The organism is Aquimarina macrocephali (assembly GCF_051627225.1).
GTDB classification, from domain to species: domain Bacteria; phylum Bacteroidota; class Bacteroidia; order Flavobacteriales; family Flavobacteriaceae; genus Aquimarina; species Aquimarina macrocephali.
Window position 1 is genome coordinate 986,263 of record NZ_CP151795.1, and the last position, 16,867, is coordinate 1,003,129.

General features: G+C 33.4%; 11 protein-coding genes. 2 read left to right on the top strand and 9 right to left on the bottom strand.

Features of this window, described 5'->3' with window-relative positions; translation table 11 throughout:
* Positions 1-2: 2 nt before the first annotated feature.
* The 9 genes from AAFU52_RS04450 to AAFU52_RS04490 all read right to left on the bottom strand — a co-directional run bounded on the left by AAFU52_RS04450 (position 3) and on the right by AAFU52_RS04490 (position 14,995).
* The gene (locus tag AAFU52_RS04450) at positions 3-2,462 is read right to left on the bottom strand and encodes a GNAT family N-acetyltransferase (RefSeq protein ID WP_438425662.1); all 2,460 of its coding nucleotides are present in this window, start codon (positions 2,460-2,462) and stop codon (positions 3-5) included.
* Positions 2,463-2,471: 9 nt separating this feature from the next.
* Entirely contained in the window at positions 2,472-3,710 is a 1,239-nt protein-coding gene (locus tag AAFU52_RS04455; protein ID WP_438425663.1) for an MFS transporter, read from the bottom strand.
* Positions 3,711-3,730: 20 nt separating this feature from the next.
* On the bottom strand, positions 3,731-5,062 hold the full coding sequence (locus AAFU52_RS04460; RefSeq protein ID WP_438425664.1) for a lysine N(6)-hydroxylase/L-ornithine N(5)-oxygenase family protein: 1,332 nt from the start codon (positions 5,060-5,062) through the stop codon (positions 3,731-3,733).
* Between the two features lie 11 nt (positions 5,063-5,073).
* Positions 5,074-6,579 (bottom strand): pyridoxal phosphate-dependent decarboxylase family protein, encoded by a 1,506-nt coding sequence (locus AAFU52_RS04465; protein WP_438425665.1) that lies wholly within the window; start codon positions 6,577-6,579, stop codon positions 5,074-5,076.
* A 343-nt stretch (positions 6,580-6,922) separates the two neighbouring features.
* Positions 6,923-7,753, bottom strand: a complete 831-nt coding sequence (locus AAFU52_RS04470) for a DUF5694 domain-containing protein (protein WP_438425666.1) — start codon at positions 7,751-7,753, stop codon at positions 6,923-6,925.
* A gap of 284 nt (positions 7,754-8,037) precedes the next feature.
* On the bottom strand, positions 8,038-9,141 hold the full coding sequence (locus AAFU52_RS04475; protein ID WP_438425667.1) for an alkaline phosphatase family protein: 1,104 nt from the start codon (positions 9,139-9,141) through the stop codon (positions 8,038-8,040).
* Positions 9,142-9,202: 61 nt separating this feature from the next.
* On the bottom strand, positions 9,203-10,639 hold the full coding sequence (locus AAFU52_RS04480) for a SusD/RagB family nutrient-binding outer membrane lipoprotein (protein ID WP_438425668.1): 1,437 nt from the start codon (positions 10,637-10,639) through the stop codon (positions 9,203-9,205).
* Between the two features lie 10 nt (positions 10,640-10,649).
* Positions 10,650-13,859: a SusC/RagA family TonB-linked outer membrane protein gene (locus AAFU52_RS04485; protein WP_438425669.1), complete on the bottom strand. Its 3,210-nt coding sequence runs from the start codon at positions 13,857-13,859 to the stop codon at positions 10,650-10,652.
* Between the two features lie 407 nt (positions 13,860-14,266).
* Complete coding sequence (locus AAFU52_RS04490) at positions 14,267-14,995, bottom strand: LexA family transcriptional regulator (RefSeq protein ID WP_024771931.1); 729 nt, start codon at positions 14,993-14,995, stop codon at positions 14,267-14,269.
* A 312-nt stretch (positions 14,996-15,307) separates the two neighbouring features.
* Here AAFU52_RS04490 and AAFU52_RS04495 point away from each other — a divergent pair, with 312 nt between their 5' ends.
* Positions 15,308-15,586 carry a hypothetical protein gene (locus AAFU52_RS04495; protein ID WP_438425670.1) on the top strand — a complete coding sequence of 93 codons (279 nt, stop codon included), beginning with the start codon at positions 15,308-15,310 and terminating at the stop codon, positions 15,584-15,586.
* A 418-nt stretch (positions 15,587-16,004) separates the two neighbouring features.
* Positions 16,005-16,856, top strand: a complete 852-nt coding sequence (locus AAFU52_RS04500; protein WP_152538632.1) for a hypothetical protein — start codon at positions 16,005-16,007, stop codon at positions 16,854-16,856.
* Positions 16,857-16,867: the final 11 nt, after the last annotated feature.

Consider the following 16,867-nt stretch of genomic DNA (forward strand, 5'->3'; position numbering starts at 1 on the left):
TATTATACGTCAGAGCTGGGTTTTTCTTTTCTAAAAGCGGCAATAGGATTTTGTAATCGTCCTGCAAACTGAAGTAATGCAACAGGATCATCCAGATCAATCATTTGTTTATTGTTATTTAATTGTAGCCTGTTAAGGCACGATAGATGAAATTCTGGCGCAAAAAGATCGTATTGTTTAAATTTGGTTTCCTTTTCTGGATAGCGTTCCTGATAATGTTGAATGTTTTCTGCTACTAATCGCCAGAAATTCTCTTCAGAATATCCTGCGTGTTCAACCAGGATATGGGACATAAATCTAAAAAATCCATCAAAAACATCTGTAAAAATTGATAGTAATTTCACATCCTCGGGAACCGGAGCGTACATACGTTTCAGATGCTCTGGCAATTTAACTTCCGGACTAAGAATACAAGCTTCCTCGGTAATATCTTTCATTAATATTTTTACCGGTATGTTATTTTCTAATACCATAATGATATTTTCGCCGTGAGGCATAAACACCAAATCAAAATGATAAAAACAGTGTATTAGCGGACTTAGATATGCCTTAAAATAATCATGTAACCATTCTGATATGGATAATCCTGAAGCAGCAATAATTTTGGGTAGTAATGCTTCGCTGGTTTGATCAATATGCAGAAAAGCAGCCATTGTCATTGGTTTTTGCCCCTCGTCGATCATACCCATCGGGCTTTCTCTCCATAATGACGCCAGCATTTTATTATAGTCATTATGTGGTCCGAACTCTTTGAAATATGGATTTACATAGCTAACAGAACCTATTTCTCCCAGCATTTTAAATCCTGTTTCTATGATGTATGGATCATTATACAATAATTCTTCTAGCCAAACTGCCATTTTTGGGGCTGTACCCAAATAATATAAAGGCAATCCTCTCATAAATCCCATATTTAAGATAGAGAGAGCTGTTTTGGTATATAACTTATGGGGATTCGAAATATTAAATAATGTACGTATCGATTGTTGAGCGAGATATTGATCCGGACCATAACCCAAACAAATCAGGTTTCCTTTGGCAATCTCTGGAGAGAATATATTAGCTAATTTATTAAACCATTGCCAAGGATGCATCGGAATAAAGTAGTACTCATCTGGATCAAAACCCTTATTCCTTATTACAGTATTAAATGATGAAATTGTATCTGTATCTAATTCTTGTTGAATTAAGACTTCATATGGTAAATCCTCGATAGCAGCATATACGGCACTACTTTTATGACCTGCTAACCATATGAGATAAAAAGAATTTCCGGCTTCGGGAGCATACGATCTATAGTCACTACTATCAAATCCTATTCGGCCATTATTAGCCACAAAACCAGGATGACCTTCCATCATTGATTGCTCAATAGTCTGAAAATCTGCAGAGACCAAATCTATTGCTAAAGGATTTCTTTTTACATGTTTAAAAGCACTTCCATACAAGGTGCTAATAATTTCTTCAAGATATACAGGCATTGTAGTAGTATCAATCCCTAATTTGTCTTTAAACTCTTTGATAAACAAAATAGCATCTAGCTTTACCGATTTTCCGCATTCATATTTCTGAATAGAAACTTCGCTAATCCATAAATGATTTAAAGCCAATTGTTTTCCTCGAAATTCATATCTAATCTCGGGGTTATCGGCTTCCAGAGTATACATACTCCAACCATCTCTTAGTTTTTCTACTATTTTGGCTTGTATAAGCAGCTCATGACTAAATTCACATATTGCTTTTTTGATTAGTAAAGTATTTACTTTAACCCATAACTCTGGTTGTATATGGGATACCGATTGTTGGGGCGAAACGGCGTTGTCTAACGTATTCATTGCACTTCGTTTATGGATTTGTGGAAATAATTTAAGTTCGTTATGTTTTTGTCTGGTTAAGAAAGCGAGTTGTGCCGTTTTATGCGGAAGCTCAACAATCGTATCAAGCTGAAATCCTACACGTTGGCAAATCGCAAACATCTTTTTATTTCTTATATCGGGTTCTACTATAATTCGATGTACTTTTTCATCCCGAAAAACAAAATTCATGATCGTATCAAACATATACCATGTGAAGTTTTCAATTTTACCTTCGGATGATGGTGCTACTATAATATGAATCCCGCAATCATTGTTCTGGGCCGGATAGTATTTTCCGATAAGATCATGTTGTGGATGATAACGTTCTAATACAAAAACGGGACGTTCTTTATATACACCAACAAAAATATCGTAATGATCTGGTAGTATTAACTTAGCATATTCGGCTTTTACTTTCTCTACCGAACTCTGTTGCATACCCCAGAACACAGCATAATCCCGATTTACCCAATCGTGTAATACAGTACTATCTGTTTCAATATCAAAATGCCGTATATGAATATCCCCAAAGCCCATATAAGACGATGAAAACTCATACCCTTCTTTTGCAGGTGTTATTAAACTTGTGTGTTCTTGAACTGACATATAAAATCTTTATGTTTTTGCTAGGTCTTTTACTCGTGTTCTAGATGTTGTTCTGTGAAATATGAAATAATACATTCCGAGTGTGATCAAAAAACCTGCTAATGCTACTCTAAACGGAATTTGTAATCCATGATGATCCACCAAAATTCCAACAGAAAAAGAAGCTAGTAATACTCCCAGATTCTGAAAAAAATGCACTTTACTATAATCAATAGCATAAGAATTCGGAGAGCTGAATTCAAACAATAATACATCAAAACGTACAACTCCCTGAAAAATCGCCCACCCATAAATAATTCTTCCCAATACTACAATCGTCTCAACAGGGAGTCCTTGAAGTATTAGCCCTATCATTCCCAGGAATAATGCCGATAGGATACTCTTATTTTTATATTTCGGAATATGCTTTGTATTAATCCAAAGGGCAATTAATGCTACAAAACCAGGTATAGCATATATACATCCAGAAATTAATTTACCATCATAATCAGAAAGGCTTTCCCAGTATAGTGAGAAAAAAGGACGGATTAGAAAATCACTAAAATATAAGACCATTGTTACTAACCCAATCTTAAGGATAAAACCTTGGGGAATAATTTTATCCTTAGCATCAAGAGTTGATTGAGTTTCAATAATTTTATTTGTATCATATTTTTTGCTACGCAGTACATACATACTTATTCCCATTTGCATAAAATCTCCAGCAGCCATCACCAGAAAAATATAACTGGCATCAACAAGGTCTACTGTCAATCCGCCAATCACTGCTCCTAAAATCCCTCCCAGATGTACAACAACAGAGAGTAACCCGATGGTGCCTGTATGTTCTTTTTTGGTAATAATTTTTAAGATATAGGGATATACCAAAAGATAGCTTCCTTTAAATATTACCATAATCAAGGATATGATCCAGAAGTTAATATAAGAGGTCGTCCAATAACAGTATAATGCTAATATTCCTGCAATACATTGGGTATATACCAAAATATTAAGCTCGGCCATTTTTTTGGATATGTAAGCCCAAAACGGAAATGCAATCATCACCATAAAACAAATAGCTGCAAAATAATATCCTACATATTTGGGGTCTGTAACCCCAAATCGAGCTTCAAAAAACTGTGGGTAAAAAGGGTGTAACAAATAATCGCTTACTACCGCTACCAGAGTCATGAGGATAAGGATTTTTTTTAAAGTCATTGTAGAGTTACAATTATAAACCTCACAGGCTTGTGCTGAACTTAATTTCAACACCCTATAAAGTTTGTGGTTTACCTTAAAACAGGTTCTTCCGTATTAATTTCTTCTTCCTGAGTTACTTCAAATTGCTGAAAAGCAATACGTTTTTCTATCGGGTAATATTCTTTTCCTGTTAGTTCTTTAATGATAAAAGAATTGCGATAACATGCCATTCCTAAATCTGGAGTTACGAACCCATGAGTATGTAATTCTACATTTTGCACATAGATATCCTTACCTTTCTTATCAATACTATAATTACGATGTACAGCGTATCTGTTTTTATCATCCCATTTAATATGATCTGCTATACCGTCTATAAATTCTGGTTTCTGATAGGTATAGCCAGTTGCTAATATTAGCGCTTCTGTTTGATGGCGGTATCGTTTATTTTGTTCAATTTGGTGTAATTCAAGATCAAAAGTATTTTGATTTTCATTATACTCTGCTGTGGTCAATTCAGAATTAGTACGCAATGATATCTTAACATCATTAGTCAATTGCTTGGTATAAATCATGTCATAGATATCTGCAATTAGATCTTGGTTAATTCCTTTAAAGAGATGTTTTTGATTTTGAATTAAATGATCCTTTTTATCCTGTGGTAAATTATAGAAGTAATCCACATACTCTGGAGAAGTCATCTCCAAAGTTAATTTAGAATATTCTAATGGAAAAAATCTTGGAGATCTGGTAATCCAGTTTAATTGATATCCTTTTGTTTCAACATCTTGCAAAAGATCATAAAAAATCTCTGCTGCACTTTGCCCACTACCTAATATGGTTATAGATTTTTTGGATTGTACTACTGTTTTACTCTTTAGATATGATGAAGAATGAAACGCTTTTCCATTTAATTTCTTACAACATTCTGGTACATAAGGTTGAGTTCCTGTTCCTAAAACCAGTTTTCTTGCTTTGTATATTTTTAATTCATCGGTTTGTGTACATTTTGAGGTAACAACATAGTACTCTTCTTTTTCATTATACTGTATATGAGTTACTTCGGTATTAAAAAACAAGTTAGGTAATTTTTGTATCACCCATTGGCAATATTGATTGTACTCATTACGAAGTAGTAAGAAATTTTCTTTTATATAAAAAGAATACATCCGTCCTTGTTTTTTGATATAATTCAAAAAACTAAATGGGCTGGTAGGATCTGCCAGGGTTACCAAATCTGCCATAAACGGAATCTGTAATGTGGTATCCTGAATCAACATCCCAGGATGCCAATCAAACTTAGAGTTTTTGTCTAAAAAAACTCCTTCCAACTCATTAATAGGTTCGGTCAAACAAGCTAATCCCAGATTAAAAGGACCAATACCTACCGCTACAAAATCTATTATTTTAGTATCATTCATCATATGTTGTTTTAATTATTTGTGGCATAGGTTAATCCCTGTTCTTTAATCATTTTAATAACCTCTATCAAATCTTCCTTTGTCGTTCTCGGATTTAACAAGGTAAATTTTAAGTAGGTTTTACTATTTAGCTTGGTACTTGCTACAGAAGCTTTACCATCATTAAAAAGTGTATTTTTAATATACAGATTCGCCGCATCCAATATTTTTTCATCGGATACGCCAGGGATTTTAAATCGAAACACAAGAGTACTTAGTTCTGGTTGATGTGCTACTTCAAAATAAATATCATCTTTAATGATATAATAAACTTCACGGGCCAGGTAATGTACTTTTTCCAGAAACCCTCCCAAAGTTTTAGTTCCGGTTACTTTTAAAGTAAACCATAATTTTAAAGCATCAAATCGTCGTGTAGTTTGAATAGATTTTTCAATCAAATTTGGATATTCTTCATCCCGATCTTCTATAGGATTTAGATAATCTGCATAGTAAGAAATATATTTAAAATATTTTGTGTCTCTAACCAGGAAGGCACTAGAGCATACTGGCTGAAATAAGGTTTTATGAAAATCAATAGTCATCGAATCAGCATATTCGACCCCTTTAAACATATGTTTATGGGTGTCGGTCAGGACGTAACATCCTCCATATGCTCCATCTACATGAAACCAGATATTATATTCTTTTGCAATTTTGGAGATAGTTTGTAAAGGATCAAAACTTCCAAAATCTGTTGTTCCTGCTGTGGCAACTATTGCTATTGGAATATTACCTTGTTGTTTTTCTTTTTCTATAGCTTGTACCAGAGCATTTACTTTCATCTTCATCTTATCATCGGTATCTATTGGTATTACAGAATCATACCCCATACCTAATAAAGCTGCATTCTTTTTGATACTGAAATGTGCTTTATCTGAACAAAAAATACGAAACTTACTTACCTCATCAGACCACCCATTCTCTTTTAGGTTGATTCCATAATGGGTAAATGCATAATGATCTCGTGCCATCAAAAGTGCCTTGAAATTAGACTGTGTACCACCACTGGTAAAAACACCATCTGATTCTGCAGGAAAATTCATTTCGTTACAAATCCAACGAATCATCTCTTTTTCTATTAATGTAGCAGATGTACTTTGATCCCAGGTTTCGATAGCTGTATTAACAGATGAGGCTATTAAATCCCCAACTAATGCAGGTAATAAAACAGGGCAATTAAGGTGCGCTACGTAATGAGGATGATGAAAAGAAATTGCATGATCAAGAAATACATCTTTGATTTCTCGTAATGCCTGATCTAATGTTAAATTGACATGTGAATTTACAGAAATACCTTCTTTACGGGATTTTAGCATTTCTGCGGATTCTCCACTATAGAAACAATCATTATCCAAAAAGGTTTTAATATATTGAACAGTTTTTTGTATATACTCTTCGTATTCGTGTTTAGAATGAGCATCAAAAAGGTAGTCAACCGCAAGGTCAGGTTTAAGGGTAATTTGGGTTTCCGATAGCATAGTTATTTTTATTTGGTCTAAATAAATTTTAATGCAAAACTAACTATCATTTGAAATAACTAAATGACGGGAACTGGATAAAAAATGACGTGAATATTTAACTAGGTGTTATTTAATACATACCTAATATTATTTTGAAATTTTATAGATAAATACCGAAGTGGTTTAAACATTTAAACTCTAATAATTATGAGTTAAACACTAAACGATTTAATAAAGAATTAATTACTCTATACTATATTTTATTTAGAATATAACATATAAAAAATTGATTTTAAACATTTTACAAGGCACAACACAAATGTTGATATTCATTTATCCTATTTAAAAAATCTAAATCACTTTATTTTAAGTAATCCGAAATTTCAACATACTCAACATCTTTTCTATCTTCATAAAAATCTTTCAAAACAGCTCGATGAGCTCCTCCTACAATAACCAAAAGTCTATCATCTTTTTGTGTTTGCATATCAATATTAGCCATAATATGAAAATTGCGTTCCCACCATTTTGAAACAAATTTTACTCCTATATAAGTTGAATCAGAAACAAACTGAGCAGTTCCTTTTAAATATTGATTTTTATTTTTTAAATCTTCTTTATTTGAGTTTTTATAAGCAAAATACTCTAATAATGTTGCTGTTTTTAAACGTTTAGAATCTTGTTTATCATTTTCTTTAATACTTGATAGAAAAGCTTGAAACTTTTGCTTTTCATACTTTTCTGCATATTTAGACAACGGTCCAAAAGGAAGTGACATTTTTTGATCTATGCAATAGAGTTTTTGATGCCCTAACTCTTTGGCAAGACGAAAACCTAATTGATCAATTTCATTAATGGTTAACGTATATATGTCTTTAAGATATTCTTTATAATCATCATTGAGCTTATCTTCTTTTCTGTAAGGATACTCAACCATAATTTTTGTTGGTTTATATGCTTTAAGTGCCTCTATTAACAAACGAATTTCTTTTTGCCTTTTATCAGATCTAAAATCATCAAGATCCATTGATGAATAATCTGAAGTAGTAGCAAAATGGAATGTACCTAATAAAGCAATGTTGGGTAATTCTTCTTTTTCTTTAGATGATTCTGACTGTTTGGTGTTCTCACATGACAGAAACAATACAATAATAGAAAGTAATATTACAGAAAACGGAGTTTTAAGATTCATCAGTACCATATTTATAGTAAAGATGTTAATTTACTTAAGTTGTTACAGAAAAGGTCTTTTCGTGATAAATAACAATCAAAGAATGATATGTAATGTTCGTTTTTTGAAAGAAAAATTCTGAATGTTTCTTAAATCCAAGTGAAACTTCTCGCAGAATGCTCGTTATCTACCTCTAACAAAGGAGTAAATAATTATCAAAGCATTTTTTGAGAGTTCACTTAGATATTCAAGAATAAGAGTTAGAGTTTATGCAATACCTCTTTTTTGATTAAACCGATATATGGTTATTCTTTTGATTTCACTATACTCTCGATCGGTTTCCCCGCATTTTCAACAGGGTATTCATTTCCCATAACTGCAGCAACTGTTGCAGCTATTTGGTTACTGTACAACTGTTCGTTATTTTTTACTTCTCCCAAAGCAGTTATTCCTTTTCCGAAAGCAACAATCCATACTTGTCCAGCATTTTTTATCTTTGTTCCGTGGCTTTTCCAGGTGTCCAGAGGCTCTGTCCCTCTACCATGATCTGTAGAGATAATAAAAACGGTATTGTCTTTATAATACGAATCCTGTTGGGTAAACTCCCATAATTCTTTGATCATACCATCTGTGTTATGAGCCGCTTTTAAATAAGCTTCATAGTCTCCATCATGAGCAAAATCATCTGTTTCACCATATGCGATATAGACTAAATCAGGATGGTTTTTCTTCATATACTCTAGCGTATAGTGATGAGTAAAAACATCTAAACGAACCGTACTCCAAGGGCTTGGAGTCTGATCCTGTAACTGGTTTAAAAATACTTCCCGTTGACTAAGATTGTTTCCTTTGGCGGCCTCAAAACCTGCATTAACAGGAACTCCTGAACGATCTTCGTTTACGATATACGGAAATACATCCCAGCTTCCAAAAGCTGCTACTTTTCCTTTATAATTTGGTAGATTATTTGTTATTTCCAATACCGTCTTATTTGGGTTATTTATCTTTTTATTGCTGTTGATGTTCTTATCATCAGCAACCCCGGTTAAGATCTCATTGTATCCCGGATATGAAAACCACATCATATTCGTTAGATTGACTTTACTTCCTGTATTTCTATTTCCATGTAGTTGTCCCATGGAAGCAATATTCTTCCAAAAAAATGGCATTAGAGCCTCTCTTCGGTCTTTTGCTTCTGATCTCCAAAAATCTGCTTTTAGCTTCGTCGTATCATTTACATACGTCTTATTTGTTATTAATAGTGAATCAGCACCAGTATAAAGCTCTTGCCAACGTAATCCATCCAAAGTGATTAAAATTACTTTTGGCGAATTTTCTTTTTGCGCATTACCATTAACTGCAAACAAATGCATAGCAAAAACGACTATAATGATTATATATTTTTTCATTCGTTATCTTCTTAAATATTAGTCTAAATTACAATATCACCTAATTAAAACCTTGTGATCACTAGTTCTCCCACCAGCCTTTTATATTGATATCGTTACCTCCCATCTGGGAAATTGCCTGCTCATAATTTTCATTATTAAGTGTTTGCTCGCTATCAGGATATAAGAAACGTACAGGTACACGATCACCGTTTACATTATCTGGTCCCGGAACAACTACCGAAGGTAACCCTGTTCTTCTAAAATCATACCAGGCTTCAAGACCAACTAAAAATGATGCTAACCATTTCTGAGTGATTATTGTTTCTAACTTATCATCATATGCTACACCAGTTTGTGCAAGGTAAGCAGTAACATCCTGATTAACACCCCAGTACCCAAAAGATAATCTCACACCATCTTCATATAATGTTTTGGCATCTGCCGTAACCCAGCCTCGTTGTGCAACCTCTGCAAGTATGAAATGTACTTCGGCTGCTTGTATGATTGCAGCTTTTACACTATTTGGAGAATCATAAAAGAATGATTGATTTATTCTTGATACATTACTGGCACCTCCATTAAAAGTTGATGCATTATCTTCACTCAATCCATTAGTTAATCCTACAAAAAGACCTGGATCATCATCAGGATTATCTGTGGGCTGAAACCACTTTGATAGACGTTGGTCGTTAAATTGTTTTAAAATGTTCTCACTGGTTTCACTAAGTCGGTGTTCATCAAATCCACCTATTCGACCTGTACTTATAGGCCATGAATCTATTTGTGTCGTTGCTGGGTATGATACCGCTGCATTATCTGCATTGGTTGTTATAAAAACACCGGTATCTACTATCTCTTTTATCTCTGAAGAAACATCTACTTTGTTCGAAATCCTTAAAAGATAGCGAAGTCTTAAAGAGTTTGCCAGTTTTCTCCATTTTTCAAGGTCGCCTCCATACAAAACATCACCGCCAAGAATAGGCTGTCCGATTGCCAATTGTTGTTCTGCCTTTTTTAAATCCAGAAGAATTGCAGTATAAATTTCTTGTTGATTATCATACTTGGGAGTGAAGTTTCCGTCTTGACCATTTATTGCTTCTGAAAAAGGAATGCTTCCCCAGTTATCTGTTAGAATAGAAAAAACATAAGATCTAAGGATTAACGCCATCCCTTCGTAACTTGTATTTTTGGTCTCTTCTTGCAATGAAGTTTTTAAAATAAGGTCAATTTCCGGAAGAATCCCGTAATATTCATTCCATAGTCCAGATTCTGAACCCCATTCATAACGGTCAAAACCTGTAAAATTGATCTTTGCTGTTAACTGACCTACAATATTTCCTCTATCCCATCCAGATTGCGCTGCTCTATTAGCAACAGTAGAGATAACTGTAGATAATAACAAATCTGAACTTACTTCTTCAGGTTGGTTGGGATTAGTATTCGTTTCTTCAAAATCATTAGTACATGATAGTACTGATATCAATATCGTTATTCCTAATATTATATATTTTTTCATCTTTTTTACTTTAGAAAGTTACATTTAGATTAATCCCATAGCTTCTAGAGCTTGGCAATGCCATATCTTCAACTCCTGGCACGATAGTACCTCCATTGAAAGAAATGGTCTCTGGATCAAAATGAGGGTTTTCTGTCCATAGCGCTAAATTTCTACCTACCAATGATAATGACAAGCTCTTGATGATCGTTTTTTCAAGAATTTTTTTAGGAAAGTTATATCCCAAACGTACTTCTCGTAGTTTTAGGAAAGAGGCATCAAATATTCCTATTTCTTCGTTTCCACGATTATAACGCCACCAATAATAATCTCGTCCAGAAAGCACTACATCATTTGGTCTATAGCTTCCATCTGTATTTTGGATAACACCTTGTGAGATGATTCCTGTTTCTCTTCCAACAGCTGTAAAATCCATCATTCCCGAAGTACCACCGATCAGGGTTGTTCTAGACATGATTTCCCCTCCTTGCCTCCAATCAAATAAGAAACCAAAATTAAATCCTTTATAACTAAATGTATTCTGCCAACCTACAGTAAAATCCGGATTGTAATTTCCTAATTTTTTTAAGTTTGGATCTCGTACAGAAAAACCATCTTCATTGTGTACGACCTGACCAAAAAATTGACTGTTAGGGTCATCTACTGTTACCAGACCTGTACCATAAATATCCCCCATTCTACCTCCAACCTGGGCTAGTACATTAACATAATTAGAGGATATCTCATACGTATCTAAATTATCGATCAAAGATTTTACTTCGCCACGTGCACTGGTAAAATTAACATTGGTTTCCCATGTAAATCCACTTTTACTTTTTATAGGTTTGGCGTTTAATACGACTTCAAAACCAGTATTTTCGATTTCACCTGCATTAATAATCCTTGATTCAAATCCAGAAGTATTAGACACAGGTAAAGTCAGGATTTGATTCTTTACTGTAGATTTATAATATGTAACATCAAAACTTAAACGGTTATTAAAAAAACGGATATCTGCTCCAACTTCGGTTGATGAAGCTTCTTCTGGTTTCAAGTTTTCATTGCGCAATATATCTGACGCATTTACACGTTGAAAATTACCAAAAGGCTCATTAAACGAGAATGTGTTTCTAAGCGCATAAGGATCGGTGTCATTACCAACAACAGCCCAGCCACCACGAAGTTTTACAAAAGAAAACATCTCTGGTAATTCTACCATATCAGATACTACAGCACTAAGACCGACAGATGGATAGAAATATGAGTTATTACCCTTAGGTAATGTACTCGACCAATCATTTCTTCCTGTAATATCTAGAAAGAGAAAGTTTTTATATGAAAAATTGGCAAATGCGTATAATGAATTGATTTTACGTTTATCATTAAATTGTGTTTTTGACAATGGTTCTGCCGAATTTTCGAAATTGTAAATTCCGGGAACTGATAATGAGTTTGCACTAATTCGTTTATATCTATTTTCTTCTTCTCTGGTATTACCTCCTACAGATAATCCCATTGTAAAATCTTCATTTAGGGCTTTATTATATTGTAGGAGAAAATCGGTGTTTTGCTCTTTGAAGTAAATATCATCTTCTCGATATTGTCCTTTTGCAAATCGCTGTGTACTATAGGCTCGTCTACTGGCACGTAGCTCACTAAAATAGTCAACACCTGTGCGCAACATAAGAGATAGTCCAGGTGTGATATTTATATCTACCCTGGCATTACCAAAAACACGGTTTTTATCAAATCCATTTGTGTTTTCATTCAATGTAAAAAATGGATTGTCATGCCAATTGTAGTTGTAGTTAAACTGTTGTCTCCCTTCGAGACCAGGTTGCCAGTAATTGCGAAGTGAATTCATATTAATCTGGCGTCCAAACCAAACCCATAAATACATGATATTCTCTGTACCGTAAGAGTTATTTGGTCGATTATTACTTTTGCTATTGACGTAGTTTACAGATGAAGAAACTTTTAACCATTTTGTTAAATTATAAGAACCGTTTAATGCATATGTTCTTCTGTCATAATCTGTATTTGGTAGAATGCCCTCGCTTTCTAAATTTGTTAAGGAAAGTCTTAGATTCCCAAACTCATTCCCTCCTGTTAAAGCCAGGTTTGTTGTTATTGTAGATCCTGTTTTAAAAAAGTCTTCAATATTATCAGGATTAGATTTCCATGGTGTTAGGATAATTTCATCTGCAAAAGTACCATCAGAATTTCTTGGTCTTACTGCAAAATCTCCTGCTCTAAAACCACTTGTTGTTGGGCTATCATGCTGAGCAATCAACTGTCCATTTAAACGTGGCCCCCAACTCTCATCAATATTATCATTTACACCGCCTCCAAATCCATCAAGAAAGGTAAATTCTCCTCCTGCCCCTTGGCCGTATTGATTTTGGTACTTTGGTATTCTTAATGCATTTTCAAAGGTTACATTTTGCGTAAAACTAATCCCAAGTCCTTTTGTTCTTTCGGCAGATTTCGTAGTAATTAAAACCACCCCGTTTAATCCACGAGATCCATAAAGAGCAGTTGCATTAGGCCCTTTAAGAATAGAAATAGACTTAACATCATCTGGATTAATGTCTTGTGCTCCATTACCATAATCTGTTTCAAGGTTTCCTTCGGCCCGATTACTAACAGTACGGTTACTTATCGGGATACCATCTACTACAAACAAAGGAGAGTTATTACCTGGGATAAGAGAACCTTCTCCGCGTATTGTAATTAACGAAGTTGATCCTGCACCTGATCCTCCTCCTGTTATTTGAACTCCGGCTGCACGACCTGCTAGTGAGTTAGTAACATTAGTTTCTCTTGCCGTTGTAAGTTGATCTCCCTGCACTTCTTGTACCGCATAACCTAACCGTTTTTTTTCTTTCTCTATACCCAAAGCTGTGACTACAACTTCATCCAAAGCTTCTGCAGAAGCAACGAGATCAATACTTCCTAAATTTTTAATTTCCCCTGGATGTATTGTAATTGAAATCTCCTTATCCTCAAAACCAAGATAAGAAATAGCAATACTATATTGCCCTTCCTGAATTCCGATGATTTCAAAATTACCATCAAAATCTGTTACTACCCCCTTTTGAATTTCCTGAAGCATAATATTTGCTCCGGGAAGCGGGGTTTGACCGTCTGTAATTATTCCCTTAATACTAGATTCCTGACCGCTGACTACCGTAGAAAAAAAGTAAAATAATACTGAAAAAAGTGTTAATGAACTTTTCATTTGTTAAGTTTAAATTTTACTAATACTAAATTTACTGGTCAAAATTGTACATAAATTTTAATATTAGTAAAATAGAAACATTATTTAATCATTACTATAATAATGACAAATCGTAAACCTAACGTTAAAAAGATTAACTTAATTTAACCTCCGTTTCTAGTTTTAAGAAATGAGTTACTCTTTTTGAAAAAATTATTACAAAAAGAAATGATTGGCAAGGAAAAACATGTATTAGAACTAAAATCTATATTTGAAAATTATACCCCTGTAACTAAAGAGTTCTGGGTATTAATTGAATCGATTTCTATATTTTTAATCCTAACAAAAATGAAGGTTATTAAGAAATGAGGAAATTGTAACAATACCTACATTTTGTGTTTAAAAGAATTTTTAAAACAAACTCATGATTATCGTCTATTCTTATGCCTTCTTACGTCTACAACATTAAAAATCTTTGCAACATCTTTTAGATGCACTTCGATATCATCATAGTATTCATTTAAAGAATGTAGGGTTAGGATTCCTTTTTCAACATCATGCTCTATAATTCTTTTTAAAAGAATACCCTCTTCTTTATGCACGATTACAAAATCCCATTTATTAATATGTAATTTACTACTCCAAAAATCCTGTCTAACATCTCTGCAAAGGATAAGGTCACCTTCTAGATAACTTTCATAACTACCGTTATCCATCGAATCTCCTTTTACTTCAAAAAACACATAATTACCTTTATATTGTCTATCTGCTAAATATGGCATTTTTGGTAATTCTCCTACATAACCTTCATTCTCAAAACCGCTTAAATATCCTGCATATGCATATTGGTTTACCAAAGGAATCATCATAACATTAATAGAATTCGATTTGATCTGTTCTGTATCACTAGTAGATTCCATATCATGAATCATTTCTGCTGTATCATTATTAAGTTTAATATTTTGAACTACAGCCAATAATTCTAAAGGCGGAACTTTTAAAACGTCTGATATTTTTAGAAAAGCTTCTAAAGTAATAGCCGTTTTCCCTTTCATATAATTGAAAAGAGTTCCTTTCTTAATTCCCGTCTCTTCAATCAAATCCTTGATTAACTTGCCTTTCTCGTCTGCTATTTCCTTAATCTTTTGTAAATCCATGCTTAAAAAGTTAACATTATAAACTTTATAGTTTAAAAATATATTGACATTCATTAATAAGTGTAAAATATTAAACTTAAAACTTGTTTAGTTTAATATTTTAAACTATATTTGTATTGCTCACAACCAAATATACAAAAAAATGAACAAAAAAGCATTTTCACCTGTATTAAGTACTATAAAATTGAATTACTCCCTATACTACCACTCTAAAGAAGTTGAAAATTTTGAATTCTAACAAAAGCTAAAAATTTGTCATAGATCAAAATCGAAGTGGATTAAAAACAGTAATCATAAAAGAAAAACTTAGTTATGGGTATTATTATTAAACACATTAAAACTATAGAACGAATAGATCAACTCACTCGTTTACAAGCCACAGGATCACCAGAACAATTAGCATCTCGTCTGGGGATTTCAAAAACAAAACTCTACCGTATTATAGATCTCATGAAAGAATTAAATGCTCCTATTAGCTATGATGTTTCCATACAAAGTTATGTATATGTAGAAGAGGTGGGTTTTAAGTTCGGATTCTACTTAAAGGAACAAAATTCAAATACCAGGTCTCATCTAGCACCTGTTTTGTGATTTATGAGTCTTAGGTTTAAGAATGAATATATAATTCCCGATTTTTAGTGCATTCCAATACTATATAATCAAACTCTCTTTTTTTAGTTTTTTTCAACTTATTTTTTTTCAGTTTATAAATATTTAGTTTTTGATGACAGTTCGTTAATTTCTGTCATGATTGTTTCACTTTTAAGAAAAGTACTGTCTCCTATTGAGAATAGTTGCAAACCTTCTGATTTTAAGCAACAACCATCCTTTTTTCCCTTCTTTTTTATGGTTAAACCCTTACTTTAATCCCTAAAAACACCCCTGTAAATCCTTAAAAAACACGGGTTTATACCTATAGGAAATGTTTTGGTTTAAAGGTATCTTAGTACAAGAGTACATTCATACTCAATATACCAACTTACACACACAAATCGAAAAGTAAATAGCAATGCTAATAAATTTCAACTATTTCTTTAAACCGGGGTTTTACGGATTTACTACTAAGAGAATTATATCATTAAGTATAATTATACTCTTTTTACATTTCCCAAATCAGTCATCATGCGTTTTAGCATCCTGTCCTGTAGTGAAATTTAATACCTCTAATATTAATACTATTGCTTTGAAAGAATTTCAACCTCTTGCTGTAGCAATTGAAACGGCAAAACTCAATACCTGTAAGATTGAAATTACTAGTTTTACCGGAGAATCAATTACTGTAGCCTTTTCTGGACTTCCTGCTAATCAACCATCAACATACAAAAATTTTATAGCTATTTGGGAATCATCTGTTATTCCCTGGACAGTAGAACCTATAAGAATGATAGAAATAGGGGTTAATACCCAAAGTGGTACCGTTACTATAGATGGTCTTACTATTACGTATAACAGCTATGTAGTCGGATATGGAGTAGGTTCTGGAACAGGAAATATTTGTGCTAGTGCAATTCTAGGTGCAGGAGGTATCAAGGCACCGCTGTCTAATGTACATATTGGAATTGAAAATTTAGGACAAACTTCATTATCTGTTTTCTATCAAACTCTTTCTGGCTACCTACCCAAAGAAAATGGGAATTGGGTTGGATTATGGAAAGGCTATGCCTCTCCATATAATCTACCTCCTGATGCTCTTATTAGAACAAAAATAGATAGCTATTCTAATCAAGGGATCGTAGCGCTAAACAACTTATCGTTGGGTAGAGATACTGAATATACTTTAATATACTTCATGGGAGCAGATAATACCACGGCTGCAGCCATATTAAATTTTAACACAAGTGATCCGGCATCGGATAAATAGATACATTTTTA